We start from the raw sequence: 15433 nt of genomic DNA, 5'->3' as shown, positions 1-15433 counted from the left end.
ACGCCATTCTTATTTTTAGTCTAAAATTCAATACGGTCAGTTATTGGGTGCTTACGTTAATTAAGTTCAAGGTAAAGGACTCTCCATTTTTAAATAAAAGGCGGATGTAATCTTTGTACTTCGGCAGGAATTCGTTTATATAGTCGACTTGGAAGGTGATCATGTTCAAGGCAAAGATAACCTGGTTCTTAAGAAAGTTATCCGGCTAGTATCCTGCATGAGAAGGTTACTTATTTAATTGAACGAACCTAAGTTAGAATGAGTTGTATAATAAATTTGTTTATTTTCAAAATTTATTTGTAAACGTTCCCAAAAACCGGTAGAATTAGGTCATCGGTGAGGTGCAATATGGAAAATAAATATCAAAAAGTCAAGGATGGCTTAAAAGAAGACATCATATCTGGTAAGTACCAGGTCAACGAAAAATTACCAACGGAATCAGAACTTATGAAACAATACTCTGTCAGCCGCTACACGGTGCGCCGGGCGGTGGGGGACCTTGAGAGTGATCACTTTATCTACCGGATTCAGGGTGGGGGGATGTTCGTTCAGGATTGGCACAAGGATTGGTCGACACCGGCCGATACCAAGCTGATTGGGGTCATCACGACCCACATTGCGGATTACATTTTTCCCAACATCATTTCCGGAATCGATCAGGTGCTCTCGCAGGCCGGCTACTCCATTCTCTTAAGCAACACGCATAACAACCATGATAAAGAACGCAAGAGCCTGATCAGCATGTTAGATAGTAAGGTTGCCGGATTGATCATTGAACCCACGCAAAGCGCGCTGCCCAATCCTAACCAGGATCTCTATCAGGAAATCAAAGACGATGAGTTGCCCACGTTATTTATCAACGCCCACTACCCATCCTTAGATTTCCCGTATGTGGATACGAACGATCTGACTGCCGAACAAGAAATGGTGGACTACTTGTTTGATCTAGGTCATCAGAGTATCCTGGGAATCTTTCAGGTCGACGATATTCAGGGGGTTGACCGGATGAATGGGTTTGTCCGGGCCTACCAACAGCGACCAGAACTGTCCTACATGAGCAATATCATCATGTACCAGTCCGGTGAAGAGTCCGGCAAATTATTTGAACGGATCGCCAACTACTTGAAGCAAGCGGATGCGCCAACCGCCATTGCTTGTTACAACGACCAATTGGCCATCGAAGTTATCGACTTTCTCAAGTCACAGAATTTGCGCGTCCCAGAAGACATCTCGGTCGTTGGTTTCGATAACTACAAGATGGGCGAATACTTCACGCCTAGCCTAACCACGTTGAACCACGAGAAGGAACGGATGGGGGCAGATGCCGCTAACCTGCTGATCAAAATGCTCAATCACGAGAGTATTGAGCCAATCACGTATCAGACATCCATTGTGGAACGTCATTCAGCCATTCAATTGAAGAAATAAAACCAAAAACACACAGGACCAGAGCTAGCTGAAACGCTAATTCTGGTCCTGTGTGTTTTTATAGGTAGCTTGATTAAACCATTCCTTGCCTAGTTAGTCGCGCTTTCCTTAGCTTGTGCATGTCGTTCTGCTAAGTCTTCAGTCACAACTGGTTCATGGTTTTCCCACTTACGGTAGAAGATCATGATAATCAGACTAATTGCGTAAATAATAACGGGTACCCAGATGAAGGTGAAACTGATGGAACTTAGGCTACCAGCGGACTGAGCCGCCTTGGCAGCGGAGAATCCGAAAGCGGCCATGATCTTAGCAGCAATGAAGGAACCAATCCCGGCGCCCATTTGAATACAGAAGGACGCCCCCATCGCGGTCAACAATCCGTTGGCCCGAATGCCGCTCTTCCATTCGCCAAAGTCGACGGTGTCCCCAACCATGGCGAAGAACATGGTGCAGGCGGACCCAGAACCGATACATGCGAGACACCACCCAATTAAAGCGGAGGTGACGTTGCCACCGGCTAAGCCCATCCAGACTTGGCCGACCATGGTCAAGGCCAACATGAAGACGGTCGTACCCCATTTATGCATAAATTTAACGAAGAATGGGACGGAGGCCATTCCGATGATTTGGATGATCGAGAAGCCGTTGAAGAATGAAATCAGAGCCTTGTTATCCAGGTTGTACTGGAAGTAGTAAGGCAAGGCCGCGTTTCTGGCGGAGTAGGCCGTCCAGTAGATCAGGTTAGCCGCCACAATTAGAATCCATGGCCAGTTTCCTTTAGTCGCCTTGAAACTTTCCTTGATAGTTATAATTTCGTCGTTTTCAATGTTCTTTTCGCGCATATCCAAGAATCCAATCATCAGCAAGATGAAGGCAATAACGGCGTAGATTCCGACGGCAATGGACCAGCCGCGTTGGTCGTTACCTTTACCCACGACGCTTGCCAATGGCATGATGAAGGTGACGGCGAAGAAGTTCCCGACGTTCCCGAGAACCAGCCGAATCGAGTTGGCCGACATCCGGTCGTCAGAGTTAGACGTCAGGTTAGGCAAAACGGACGTGATGGGCGTCGACATTGCCGTGTAGGCCAATTCAGCCAGAATATACATCCCACCAGCGTAGACGATTTTAGCCGTCCCGCTCAGTGCTGGCGTGGTAAACAGTAACCAGATGAAGATGGAAAATGGTAGGGCCATCCACAAGAACCAAGGCCGACTCTTCCCATATTTACTGTGAGTGTGGTCGACTAAGACCCCCATGACTGGTGCACCGATGGCATCGATGACCCGTCCCAGCAAGAGCAGGGAACCCGCAGTCCCCACGCCTAACCTGAAGACGTTGGTGAAGAAGTACAGCATGTAAGATCCGACGATACAGTAGAGTAAGTTCCCCGCCATATCCGTAAATCCATAAGTCACTTTCCGGTGAAATGGTAATCGGTCATTCTTTAGTAGCGCTTGCGCTGCCGCAACGTTATGGTCCGATTGTTGTTGATTAGAACTCATAACAAATTCCTCGCTTTCTATAATGTTTCTTATTTATGATTTAAGAGTTGAATCGTTGTTCTGCTTTACAGTAGGTCATTCGCCTTACCGGCTGCCAGATATGGGCTGGAACGGTGCAAACACAACTTGAAGCCTTGAAGGTCACAAGTCTTCAAGATTGGGTTTCTACTAAGCCGGCAAGAAAAGCCAACTAAGTAGAACGACGCGCCTGAGCCCGTAGTGCGGACCAGTTCACGTTACTTATTCCGTTGTTTGCTGTCGTGGGACAGACTCATGTAGGTCAACAGAAGAATGACACCCGCGCCGGCAATGGTCCACAGGTTGTTTTCGATGTGGTGATCGGCAACCTGCCATGCCAGATAGATTAAAATTAATTGTAGAATCCACGAAATCAGGGACTGACCCGCAAACATTTTAGTCATAAACTTCAACGCTCTCGCCTCCATTAACTGTTGTACTGAACACCCACGAGAGATGGGCAACAGAATTTTTTCTTTAACTTGGTTATGTACCTTCACCAGTATTTAAGGGTGGTGAAGGTCGTTAGTCAATGTGCCTAATTTAGGCGTTTTCCTTGTTCAACCAAACGCGCATTTGACCGTCTGCACGGTTCGCCCAAGCATAGTAAGGGACCAGCGTCAGGTCGGTCGGTTGCCAAGTCGTTGGTTGGTAATCAGCGTACAGGTCGGTCGTTGCGGGTGTTTTCCGGACGGCGGCCTTGGCAGTGATTTCACCCACGCCGTTCAGCAAGTCAGCGTCAAAGTGGTAGGTCAAGTCAGCATCGGCGGCCACCCGGTAGTTCCAGAGGTCGGCCGAGTTATCAGCCTGTTCTGCGCAGTAGATCATTGGGCCGCGTTGGATGGCGACTTTACCGGCGTCACTCGCAACGGCTGGATTGGCTTGGAGCTCACGAATGCTGAAGTCCAAGGTCAACTCAACGGTCAAATCACCCGTAACATCGAGGTAAATGAAGCCATTTTGAACGGGCCGAGTCTGTTCGACGCCGTCAACGACCAGCGTAAAGTTGGCACGTGACCAACTTGGAATCCGGATGCCCAATTTCGTTTGGACACCGTTGGGGTTCTTGACCGCATAGTGGATGTGATTGTCCCAAGGGAAGTTACTGGTTTGGTCAATCTCTAAGCCCTGGTCAAATTCGGCCTGGTTAGCGATGAATTGATGGGACAGAATGGCGTCATTGGTGACCGTGTAAACGTATTGGTCAATGGATGAGACTAACCGCGCAATGTTACTTGGACAGCAAGCACAGCCGAACCAGTCTTGACGCCGACTCATGATGTGAGCTTTCGAAGGGTTCTGTTGAAACTTCGGGTCGGCCGTGAGGGGGTTCACGTAGAAGAAGTGTTTTCCATCTAAGGAGATCCCACTCAAAGCGCCGTTGAACAATTCTTTTTCGATAATGTCGCCAAATTCACCCTTGGCCTCATTTTGTAGCATCTGCTTGGCAAAGAAAGTCAGCCCAACTGAGGCACAGGTTTCGGCGTACATGGTTTCGTTGGGCAGATCGTAATCGTAGGTGAAGGCTTCGCCAACGTTGGTCGAGCCAATCCCGCCGGTCACGTACATCCGGCGGTGAACGATGCTGTCCCACAGACGGTCACAGGCGGCTTGCAAGTCCTTGTCGCCGGTCAGTCGAGCCACGTGAGCCATCCCCGTGCAGAGGTAAACGACCCGTACGGCATGGCCCTTAGCGTCCTTTTGGGTCAGTAAGGGTTGGTCGACTTGATAATAGCTGTGGGTCACGCCATGCATTCCCGGGATGATGTCGTTATCGAATCCATCGGCTTTCAGCTGACGGTCGTAGAAATCAGGGTCGACACCCCGGTTGACCAAGAAGTAGTGGGCCAAGTCGAGGTAACGTTGCTCGTGGGTGACCTCAAAGAGTTTGGAGAGAGCCAATTCAATTTCTGGATGACCATCGGCGGCGTGCAGTTTGCCGGCCTGCGGACCAAAGTTAGCGTCAATGCAGTTGGCCATCTTGATCGCAATCGTCAAGGCCTTTTCGTTACCGGTTGCGTGATGATAGGCGACACCGGCCTCGATGTAGTGGCCCATGGTGTAGAGTTCATGGCTTTGTTGTAACCGCTTAAATTTTCGCTCTGGGGCGTCGATCTGGAAGAAGGTTGACAGGTAGCCGTCGTCTTCTTGGGCATCGGCGATCAGGTCGATCAGGTTATCCGTCACCGTCTTCAAGTCCGGGTTGGCCTGGTAGCTGAAGGAGTAGGCTGCGGCTTCCAACCACTTATAGACGTCGGTGTCCTGGAAAGGAAAACCGAAATGGTGGCCTTTCATCTGGCCAGCAGCGATTTTGAGGTTGGCAACGGCGTGGCTGTTCTTGGAGTCCGGGTTGTCGCCCCCCTTTTCGTCAGTAATGTTGATATCGGCTTCGTCATTCATCACAGCCCACTGGTAGGGGAGGACTTCCTTAACGATGAGTTGCCGGTACTTGTTCCAGAAGTCGGATGTGATGGTCACCTTAGGGGTAGCGGTCGTTAATGTTGATTCAGTCAAAATAAGATCTCCTTTCGTGTGGTCGCGTTATAAGTTGAAATGTGTTGGCTGGGGTGTCGAAGAACTAACTAGTATGTAGGGACACCACAGCGGCGTGCCAAGCTTCTTTGGCCGAGACGTTTGGCATACCCGGCAAAAGGGTAAGGAACCTAACCACCTATGATATAATAAGAGCAGAGATGCCGTGGGTCAGGTGTCTTACGCTTCAATCGCATCGGTCGGTTTACAAAACCTCACTTTTCAAAATATAATAATTTGTCTGAACAACTATTATTGTAAACGGTAACAACTTGAAAGAAAGCCACTGACCTGTGAAAAAAGTGGCAATTTCCGAACACGAGGTGAGACGATGAAATTAATGCAGTTAAGGTTGTCGCAACCACTCTGGTTCTATAAAGCCGGTGAGTTCAGTGCTGACGCGGGTTGGCGGCATAAAGATATGTATCACGAGCACGATTTCGAAGTGATTTTCTGCCTGAAGGGCCACTTTGATGTCACGATTAATGGGCAACCGTGTCGGATTCGAGCCAATGATTGCTGGGTATTGCCACCCGACACGCGGATTGCGGGGACGAAAGACACCACTGGTCCCGTCGATTTCTTTTGGTTACACTTTTTTGCGGAATGGGATTGGGTCGATTTTTCCCACCAACAGGTACAGGTGATGACCCAACAGCAGGCCGCTCATGAACCGGCACACGACCTGAACTGCTTGGTTAACTTACCCCGATACTTTCAGGTAGCCAATCCCCAGGAGCTGATTTTGATGTTCAATCAGGTGATGGACTACACGAATCGCTATCATTATACGGACTACGGCAATCATCTGATGACGCAGTTGGTCCTGATCTCAGTGGGGGATGCCTACTTGCAAAATTTGGTGGCCACGGCTAGCGGTACCGACGCGAAGACTACCCGGGTTGTGGAGTGGGTCAGAGCGAACCTGTCTAGTGAACTGACGGTTGCTGTGATTGCCCATCACTTTGATATGAGTCCCGATTACCTGACTAAGCTGTTCAAACGCGAGCAGGGAAAAAATCTGCGTAGTTATTTAGTAGATATAAAAATTGAAGTTGCCAAGCTATTATTAGTGCGGACAAATTTACCCGTCAATCAGGTCGCCACCGCTGCTTATTTTCACGACGACAAAAACTTCATGAAGCTTTTCAAGAAGAAGGTCAACATGACCGCGGGCCAGTATCGGAACGGTTATGGCAACACCCACTTGAATAATCCGGCTATTGATCCAAGCATCCCGATTCCCCAGGACATAAGTGCTTTATTGGATCGTGAGGAAAATGAAAGCAGTGTGAAATAAGTTCAGTGTGTTAAAAATTATAAACACGGTGTTGTCTATCGAATTGGCAACACCGTGTTTTTGATTTAAATTAGTAATAAATAAAGGCGACTATTAAAGCACTCAGGGGTCACGGCTGTTAGTAATTTGTATTATTTTGTAACCGATTACAGCTAGGCGACACACCCGGGGAGGTTAACGAGTCGTTTTTATAAATTCACTTCAAGGAGGAACTTATTGTGAAAAGTCAAGTCGCAACTGCTGTTAAATCAGACGCTAAAGTCCCATTCCATAGAATGTTAGCGTTTGCCAGTACCGATGCCGCGGGGAACTTGCTCTACACGACGGTCACGACCTTCATTCTTTACTACTATACGGATGTGTTCGGGCTATCCGTTGCCGCTGCCGGGACCGTTTTACTGGCAGCCCGGATCTTGGACGCCTTCGATGCGCCAGTCTGGGGCTTCATCATTGACCATACCCATACGCGGTGGGGCCAAAGTCGACCGTACTTCTTATGGATGGCGTTCCCATTTGCCATCTTCTTCGTTCTGATGTTCTTAACACCGAACCTGAGTGCCACCGGGAAGTTCTGGTGGGCAATGATTACCTACCTGCTCTTCGGGATTTCTTACACCGGGGTCGGGACACCAATCAGTTCAATCCTGCCAAACTTGAGTAACGATTCCGATGAACGGATCAAGTTAAACAGTGTGCGGATGATCGGTGGGAACATTGGGTTCCTGATTACCGCAACCTTTACGTTGAGTTTCGTTGCCTTCTTCGGCGGCGGCAATGACGTTGCTGGTTGGCGGAACACGGCCATCGTCTTAGCCGTTGCTGGGTTTGCCCTGTTGATGTTTGCCTTCTTCGATACTCGTGAAGTCAACACCGCAACGCAAAAGTCCATTCCAATCATGGACAGTATCCGGGCCGCTAAGAGTAACTGGCCTTGGTTCATCTTGGTCGTTGCCTTTATCTTCTACTGGTTAGGGAACTCTTCACGGACTTCTGTTTTGGTTTACTACACGCAGTACAACTTAGGTGTCAAAGGATTCGCTTCCGTATTGAACGCCTTAGTGATGTTCCAAATGGTCGGGATGGTCTTAATTCCATTCATGGTCAAGAAGTTCAGCAAGACCCACGTCTTAATGTTTGGTCTGTGCTTAGCTGCCTTTGGCCAAATTATGATTTTCTTCACTGGCAAGTCCTTGATCGCTTTAGGGGTTGCTTGGAGTATTGCTTCCGTTGGGACTGGGATCTCCGTTTCCATGCCATTTGCCATGTTATCCGACACGGTTGATTATGGGGAATGGAAGAACGGTATCCGGGCCAGTGGTTTCTTGACTGCCATTGGGAGTTCATTCGCCATCAAGATGGGTTCTGGCCTGGGTGGCTGGGCACCATCGATGATCATGGCTAACGCCGGTTACAAAGCGGGTGCTGCTCAGACGGCGGCTTCCTTGAGCGCTATCAAGTTCTGTATCAGTTTCTTACCGGCTATCTTCTTCGTTATCGGTGCAGCAATCATGATCTTCTACATGCGTTACGAAAAGCAAGAAACCGGCATCCGTGCTACCTTAGCCGAAAAACGTGGCGAATTAGCTGAAGACTAAACTGGCGTCGCTTCACCTGCGGCTGGCAGATTCCACACTGTGAGGCCCGTCCGAAGCCAAAAAGCGGTCTTCGAACTCGACTTGAAGCCTCGAAGAACCTGAGTCTTCAAGCTCGGCCTGTGGTGTAAGCCGGGAAAGAACCCCGACTAACGCCACCGACACAGTGTTCCATCCACCAGCCTCCGGTTACGCACGTTAGTTGGTCAGCTAATGATCACGTAGTTATACCATGACTTACTAGGAATCATGGTGTGACAGCTTATGTTTTGACGGAATAGGTGCGGTTTCTTCATGAGACTAGGCACCTATTTCGTGTCAGAGGGCGAACTTGCTGGTACTGCTGATGAGGAGTGATGGCCATCGACGCCAGCAACATATTCTATAAATTAGTTATGAAATTTGTTGTTAGCTAGATTCACAAAAATTAGGAATACGACCTATAATGGCATTGGAAAATGTTGCCGTAGTCGTAGGTAGTCAGGCACGTAACCCCGTGTCGGTGGTCTTAGCCCGGTTGGTTTGTACCGGGCTTAGAGCACAGGCCAATCTTTGAGACTTGGGCTTTAGGCTCAAAGTTGCCCTGAAGACCGGGTCTCAGGCTTCAGGTCTGCCTCACCGGGTGAAGTGTCTGACTACCGAAGACGAATAAGGAAAAATTTTGGAGGTGATTGCATGGCCCAACCGGCTTACATTTCAATTTCGTGTTTACCGTTGCCGACGTTTATTGAGGGGGGATACGCGACCTTTCATGCCGGTGACCATCACCCGAACCGTAACAACCTGCAGTACTTCATCCTGATGTTTATGATTAAGGGGAAACTCTTCATTTCGGAAGATGATAATGACTACACCGTTGAGCCGGGTGAAATGTTCGTTCTGTTGCCCATGCATCATCACTATTCCTGGCATGCAGTGACCGAGGACACGGGCTATTACTGGCTCCACTTCTACGTGTCCGGTCACTGGCAGCAGCAGGCGACCTTGGTGCCGATGCGTTCGGCAATCAAGGTCCCCACGCTACACCACTACACGCCGACCGAGACGCTTTATCTGGCCAAACACGCCAAGATGCAGCATCCGGATCGCTTAGTTCAAATGACCGAGCAGATTTTCAAGAACAGTTCGGCCACCAAAGAATACGGCTTCTGGCAGGCCCAGCAGCTCTTTATCGACGTTCTCCAAGAGGTGCAGGTCCAATCGCAGCAAGACTCGGCGATGGTTCAGCTCTCAGGACAGATTCAGCGGTACTTGCGTGATCATTTCGACGAAAAAATTACCAATACCACGTTGAGTCAGGAGTTCCATTTTCACCCGAATTACCTGATTCGGACGTTGAAGGCCACGACCGGGTTGACGCCCACTGAGTTTCTACGTCAGTACCGCATGGAGGAGGCCAGCAAGCGCTTATTGAACACGAACATGCTGGAGACCGAAATCGCGGAGGCCATTGGCTTTCAGAATATTTATTACTTTTCAACGGTATTTAAACAATATACGGGTTTGTCACCCAGTCAATATCGCCAGGCCAACACCCGGCGGATCAAAGCAGACAAGGAGGGGTTGAAGTAATGGAATCAACACAGTTTCAACTAGACGTGAACCAACGTGGGGCCATTGTCAATTTGCAAAATAAGCAGGATGACCACCACATGAACTGGGTCGTGGATCCCGCTTATCTCAAGCAAGTCGGCTATCAGGATGAGGATAAATTATTCGGTGAGTTTACCCTGACCGTGGGTGACAAGACTTATCGGAGCGTTGACTTTGAACCCAACGTCTTGACCACGGACGACGACATTACGGTGTCTTACATGATTGCCGGCTTAGTCATCGTCGAAACGTACCGATTGGTGGGTAAACAGGTCCAGTGGGACATTGTCGTTCAAAATCCAACCGACGACTTTATTACGCTGGAGAACTTTGGCGTCTGGGCATCACTGGCCTACGTGATGTTCCGCGATAAGAACGTTCACCGTAACATGTCCGATTCGGCTGCTGTCTTTCCTAGCATTTCGGCTAACTTTACCAAACTGGCTGGTGTGCGGCGGGACAACCAAGGACCTAATCTGGGTCTGTTCCAAACGGCAGGGGTCACCCAATCCGTCGGAACCTACAACGAATGGACTAACCGCTTCTTCGAAAACGTTTCGCCTTCGCTGGACGGGCTGTTGTTCCATCAACTAGAGCTAGCTGGCGGTTATCGGCACGGTGAAGAAACAGCCAACGACTGGATCTACCCGCACAATTATGTGGTGATCACCGGTGGTGCCGCGCAGAGCTGGAGCTTCGTGCTCGAACCCTTCACGACGCAGGCAGACTTTAAGGCGGTTGCTGCCGCTAATGGTCACCCCGAGATCAACTACGATCCGCTGTTGACGGTCGGTCAGACCACTAACATTCACATTTCACTACCGGCAGGGGTCAAGCCAGAACGCATGGTCATGACCTACAAGACGGATGGCGAGCTTCATAAGGAAGACGTGATTGGCGATTACGAGGGCGATGTCTTAAAGACGCCGGTCAAGGGCGTTGGTGAACACAACCTGCGCATCTACCTGACGGATGGTCGTAGCGATTTGATCGTCTTTAACGTCATGGCTGCCGTCCGTGATCTGATTGAGACTCGGGTCGACTGGTTGACCAAGAACGCCTACAATGGGAAGACGACCAAGCCGTACGATGCCTTTACGCCGATTTCTAATCAAGGGGAATCTCTTGGAAAACTCAGTCTGATTCTCCAGACGAACTTGTTACACCAGACGGACAAGACGGCAGATCAGGTTCGTGAGGTCGAAGCCAGTGCGGTCAACTACGTGAAGCCTAAGTGGTTTACTAACGGTGACTTCTTCAAGCCGGTCAATCTGTACGGTGATTTTTACCGGGACATGGACTTCGAGTACATTGGGCACGTGTACTACTTGTTAGCTCAGTTTGACGAGGATGTCTTGCAGCTGAACTCGCCGGCGACCTATTTGAAATGGGCGGCTCAGGTCTTCAACATGCGGGTCAACGCCGACCTGCACACCTCACAACGGGGCAAGGAAGAAGCCCACACGTTGGGCGTTTACTTCCTGTACATCAACGACTTGCTAGCAGCTTTGAAAAAGCACGGCTTGACCGAAGAATATGAACAAATCAAGGGATGTTGGGAAGAAGCCACGCAACGGGTCGCAGCCCACAGTGGCGAGTATCAAGCCGCTATTACGGAGCACTTCTACGACAACGCGGGATTTGGACCTGCAACCGGGGCCTTGGCCAATGCCGGCTATGTTAAGGAAGCGCGGCTTTACGCGGAATTGTTGAAGGCCAATATTGGCTACAGCAACGACTTCCGGAGTCAAGCACCCGATCGCTGGTGGGAAGCTCAGTCCTACATGATTCATTCTCTGTGGGGCGGCATCACGGCGGCATCAGCTCTGGATGCCTACGAAGTCTTGGATGACACGGCCTTGCTGCTGGCTTCTTACCGGGCATTCGTGGGTGTGCTGTACATGTATGACAGCAACGCCACGACCCCAACGAACCAGTTAAAGCCGGGGGAAGCAGCCTCGACCTACAGCATTGCTGGGCCTAACTTGAACCGGCCGGACCTGTCACGGAACCGCTTTGGTCAATCAACATTTGCGAAGGACGGCGGCATCTACACCCGGCTCTTCCCAGATGGTGATACCGGTCAAGCCGATTGGGACATGGGTGAAGAACTTGCGGCCTACCTGACGGGCTTTGGCCAGAATGCCTACCTGTATGAAAAGGATGACGGCGAATTGGCAGTCGTTAATGGGCGCCTCGAACAGCTTTCGGCGACCCAGTACCGGGTAACGAACAACGCGCCATACCCTCACGCTGTGAAATTTATTCACCGGCAACAGGCCGTAACAACGACGGCAACGCAGGTCATTTATGACACGGAAAAGGGATTCTTGGACGCGACGGTGGCAGAATAGAGAAGAGAGTGTGATTTCGGGCGGTTAGCGGGTGAGCATTAACGGGGATAACCGAAAAATCCCGGTTTTGGATTATTTGGTTATCCCTGTTAAGCGGAGCCAGCTGCCCGGTAGCACACGTTTCAGCAACATAAAATGAAAAATAGTCCTGCAGCAACCAGAATTGGCGGGCTGCAGGGCTATTTTGCGTAACCAATAAGCCACGCCACGGCGTTTGTCAGTCACCCATTCGTATTTATCCGTATAAGTTGATGATACCGCTACCATCAAGCCTGAGGAGTCACTAAACGGTCAGGTGAGTAAACGTTAGGCAATCCCGATTATTCTACTTTAGTCACGCTAAACTGGAATCAGTTGGGCGTGATTTTAACGAAATCAGTTATGAACGCACTAAATCTAAGAATTCTCTAAAAATAATACGTATAAATATAATTTATTGTTGATTTATGCGAATAAAAATTATACACTTAAGATGTTGAGTAGTAGAATTTATTAGCCGACAGAGCTATGGAGGTTTATCGCATGAATGCGGATAAGACTATTCAGGATGTTGAAAGCGGTAACATCTCGCTGGGGATCGAACTTGGATCAACGCGGATCAAAGCCGTTTTAGTCACTCCTGACTTTAAAACGATTGCTTCCGGCAGTTACGTCTGGGAAAACGAATTGAAGAACGGTGTTTGGACGTACTCCTTAGAGAACGTTTGGACCGGGATTCAAGCCAGTTACCAGGCAATGGCTGCGGAAGTTCAAGATAAATATGGCGTTCCGTTGACCAAAGTAGGGTCAATCGGCGTCAGTGCCATGATGCACGGGTACATAGCCTTCGATGCAAAGGACCAATTGCTGGTTCCCTTCCGGACTTGGCGGAACAACATCACGGAACAAGCTGCCGATGAGTTGACGAAGTTATTTGACTTCAACATTCCTCAACGGTGGAGCATCGCGCATCTCTATCAAGCTATCCTGAACCAAGAAGACCACGTCAAGGACGTTACGTTCTTCACGACGCTGGCCGGCTACGTTCACTGGAAGTTATCCGGCGAACGCGTTCTGGGTATCGGGGATGCTTCCGGGATGTTCCCAATCGACAGTGATACTAAAGATTACAACGAAAAATTATTAGCGAAATTTAGAGACGTGAAGTCCGTTCGGCAATACCATTGGGACATCAAGGATATCCTGCCAAAGGTCCTCCTTGCGGGTCAACCAGCTGGTAACTTGACCACCGACGGGGCGAAGTTGCTCGATCCAAAGGGTAACTTGACAGCCGGTAGCGTGATGGCACCGCCTGAAGGTGACGCCGGAACCGGGATGGTCGGGACCAACGCCGTTCGCGAACGGACCGGGAACATTTCGGCCGGGACGTCAGCCTTCTCCATGGTGGTCTTAGACCAACCAATGAAGGCCGTTCACCGCGACATCGACTTGGTGACGACCCCAACTGGATTACCAGTGGCCATGGTCCACACCAACAACTGTTCATCCGACATCAACGCCTGGGTCAACCTGTTTAAGGAATTTGCCCAAACGATTGGCGTTGACCTGAAGCCCGACGAATTGTACGGGGCACTCTTCAACAAATCAACCGAGGGTGATGCCAACGCCGGGGGCCTGTTGAACTACAGTTACCTCTCTGGTGAAAACATTACCAAGATGACGGCTGGTCGGCCACTGTTCGTCCGGACGCCAAACAGTAACTTTACCTTAGCCAACTTCGTGAAGACACAGCTGTACGCAGCTTTTGCCCCATTGAAGATCGGTATGGACATCTTGGCCAATGAGGAACACATTCATTTGGACTCCCTGATTGCGCAAGGGGGTCTGTTCCGGACGCCTAAGGTTGGTCAACAGGTCTTAGCGGACTCGTTGAATACCCCAATCACCGTTACCAGCAATGCTGGCGAAGGTGGCCCATGGGGGATGGCGGTGCTTGGTTTCTACGTCGCTGACAAGGCTGCCAATGAAACGCTGGAAGATTTCCTGGATAACAAGGTCTTTGCCAACCCAGACAGCACGACAATCGACCCTGACCCAGCTGGAGTTAAAGGATCTAACGAATTCATCGCCGGTTACAAGGCCGCCTTACCAGTTGAAGGCAAGGCCATTGACCTGTTGGACGATTAATTAAGACTTAAAGGAGAAATAGCATGCTTGAAGATTTAAAACAAGAAGTTTATGAAGCCAACATGCGGTTACCAAAGCTTGGCTTGGTCTCATTCACCTGGGGTAACGTTTCCGGTGTTGACCGTGAGAAGAGCCTGTACGTCATTAAGCCTTCAGGGGTTCCTTACGACGAACTGAAGCCAGAAGACATGGTCGTTGTGAACCTGAAGGATGGCAAGGTCGTTGAAGGGAAATTAAACCCATCAAGCGACACGCCAACTCACACCTACCTGTACAACCATTTTCCAAATATCGGTGGGATCGTTCACACCCACTCACCTTGGGCCGTTTCCTTTGCTGCAGCCAAGATGGACATCCCAGCCATGAACACGACGCATGCCGACACCTTCTATGGTGACGTGCCTGCTGCCGATGCCTTGACTAAGGAAGAAATCGAAGAAGACTACGAAGGCAACACTGGAAAGACCATCGTGAAGACCTTTAACGAACGTGGTATCGACTACGAAGCCGTTCCCGCTGCCCTGGTTAGCCAACACGGTCCCTTCTCATGGGGCCCAACTCCTGACAAGGCCGTGTACAACGCTAAGGTCCTTGAAGTGGTTGCCGAAGAAGACTACCACACCTTGCAGCTGACGCGGGCTAACCGTGAGTTGCCACAGTACTTGCTGGATAAGCACTACCTTCGCAAGCACGGTGCCAACGCCTACTACGGCCAAAACAACGCCAAGTCCAAGGACCACGCTGCTCGCGAGTAGGTTTCGGTTTTGCCGCCTACGCTAACTAGAGATTCCTGCCTGTGGGGCACGGCCGAAGCCATAGAGCGGTCTTCGGCCTCGCCGGCAAGTCTCACAAAGTTCATGAGTCTTGCCGACGTCCCGTGCTGTAAGACCGGAAAATCGCCGGTCAAACAGCACCGACACTGGCATCCATCTCTAGTTAGCTCCGGCTACTTGAAACGTTGCTATGCGTCCAGCTTAAGTTGAA

10 protein-coding genes are annotated in these 15433 nt (G+C 50.0%); 7 read left to right on the top strand and 3 right to left on the bottom strand.

Features of this window, described 5'->3' with window-relative positions:
- Positions 1 to 348: 348 nt before the first annotated feature.
- Complete coding sequence (locus FC99_RS11865) at positions 349 to 1428, top strand: GntR family transcriptional regulator (protein WP_048735308.1); 1080 nt, start codon at positions 349 to 351, stop codon at positions 1426 to 1428.
- Between the two features lie 89 nt (positions 1429 to 1517).
- On the opposite strand, the gene FC99_RS11860 is transcribed toward FC99_RS11865, so the two are convergent.
- From FC99_RS11860 to FC99_RS11850, 3 genes are all read right to left on the bottom strand, one after another.
- Positions 1518 to 2933 (bottom strand): MFS transporter, encoded by a 1416-nt coding sequence (locus FC99_RS11860; protein WP_048735310.1) that lies wholly within the window; start codon positions 2931 to 2933, stop codon positions 1518 to 1520.
- A 236-nt stretch (positions 2934 to 3169) separates the two neighbouring features.
- Complete coding sequence (locus FC99_RS11855) at positions 3170 to 3364, bottom strand: hypothetical protein (protein ID WP_048735313.1); 195 nt, start codon at positions 3362 to 3364, stop codon at positions 3170 to 3172.
- 130 nt (positions 3365 to 3494) lie between these two features.
- Positions 3495 to 5465, bottom strand: a complete 1971-nt coding sequence (locus FC99_RS11850; RefSeq protein WP_048735316.1) for a glycoside hydrolase family 127 protein — start codon at positions 5463 to 5465, stop codon at positions 3495 to 3497.
- 349 nt (positions 5466 to 5814) lie between these two features.
- Between FC99_RS11850 and FC99_RS11845 the strand changes: the two genes are divergently transcribed.
- From FC99_RS11845 to FC99_RS11820, 6 genes are all read left to right on the top strand, one after another.
- A complete protein-coding gene (locus tag FC99_RS11845) occupies positions 5815 to 6783 on the top strand; it encodes an AraC family transcriptional regulator (protein ID WP_048735318.1) in 969 nt (322 codons plus the stop codon).
- A gap of 275 nt (positions 6784 to 7058) precedes the next feature.
- Positions 7059 to 8378: a glycoside-pentoside-hexuronide (GPH):cation symporter gene (locus FC99_RS11840; protein ID WP_191979313.1), complete on the top strand. Its 1320-nt coding sequence runs from the start codon at positions 7059 to 7061 to the stop codon at positions 8376 to 8378.
- A gap of 672 nt (positions 8379 to 9050) precedes the next feature.
- Positions 9051 to 9947: a helix-turn-helix transcriptional regulator gene (locus tag FC99_RS11835; RefSeq protein ID WP_048735324.1), complete on the top strand. Its 897-nt coding sequence runs from the start codon at positions 9051 to 9053 to the stop codon at positions 9945 to 9947.
- Positions 9947 to 12322 (top strand): hypothetical protein, encoded by a 2376-nt coding sequence (locus FC99_RS11830; protein ID WP_048735327.1) that lies wholly within the window; start codon positions 9947 to 9949, stop codon positions 12320 to 12322. Before FC99_RS11835 ends, FC99_RS11830 begins: the two co-directional genes overlap by 1 nt.
- A 522-nt stretch (positions 12323 to 12844) precedes the next feature.
- Positions 12845 to 14449, top strand: coding sequence for a xylulokinase (locus FC99_RS11825; protein WP_056986561.1), 1605 nt, complete (start codon positions 12845 to 12847; stop codon positions 14447 to 14449).
- 23 nt (positions 14450 to 14472) lie between these two features.
- Positions 14473 to 15204 (top strand): L-ribulose-5-phosphate 4-epimerase, encoded by a 732-nt coding sequence (locus FC99_RS11820; protein WP_048735333.1) that lies wholly within the window; start codon positions 14473 to 14475, stop codon positions 15202 to 15204.
- Positions 15205 to 15433 lie beyond the last annotated feature (229 nt).

The organism is Levilactobacillus koreensis JCM 16448 (genome assembly GCF_001435525.1).
Taxonomy (GTDB): Bacteria; Bacillota; Bacilli; order Lactobacillales; family Lactobacillaceae; genus Levilactobacillus; species Levilactobacillus koreensis.
This window is presented reverse-complemented; position numbering and strand designations above follow the sequence as displayed.

Bases quoted from the DNA above. Each gene is read 5' to 3' on its own strand.
- FC99_RS11835 (WP_048735324.1), top strand. From the start codon at position 9,051: ATGGCCCAACCGGCTTACATTTCAATTTCGTGTTTACCGTTGCCGACG.
- FC99_RS11860 (WP_048735310.1), bottom strand. From the start codon at position 2,933: ATGAGTTCTAATCAACAACAATCGGACCATAACGTTGCGGCAGCGCAA.
- FC99_RS11830 (WP_048735327.1), top strand. From the start codon at position 9,947: ATGGAATCAACACAGTTTCAACTAGACGTGAACCAACGTGGGGCCATT.
- FC99_RS11820 (WP_048735333.1), top strand. From the start codon at position 14,473: ATGCTTGAAGATTTAAAACAAGAAGTTTATGAAGCCAACATGCGGTTA.
- FC99_RS11865 (WP_048735308.1), top strand. From the start codon at position 349: ATGGAAAATAAATATCAAAAAGTCAAGGATGGCTTAAAAGAAGACATC.
- FC99_RS11845 (WP_048735318.1), top strand. From the start codon at position 5,815: ATGAAATTAATGCAGTTAAGGTTGTCGCAACCACTCTGGTTCTATAAA.
- FC99_RS11840 (WP_191979313.1), top strand. From the start codon at position 7,059: ATGTTAGCGTTTGCCAGTACCGATGCCGCGGGGAACTTGCTCTACACG.
- FC99_RS11825 (WP_056986561.1), top strand. From the start codon at position 12,845: ATGAATGCGGATAAGACTATTCAGGATGTTGAAAGCGGTAACATCTCG.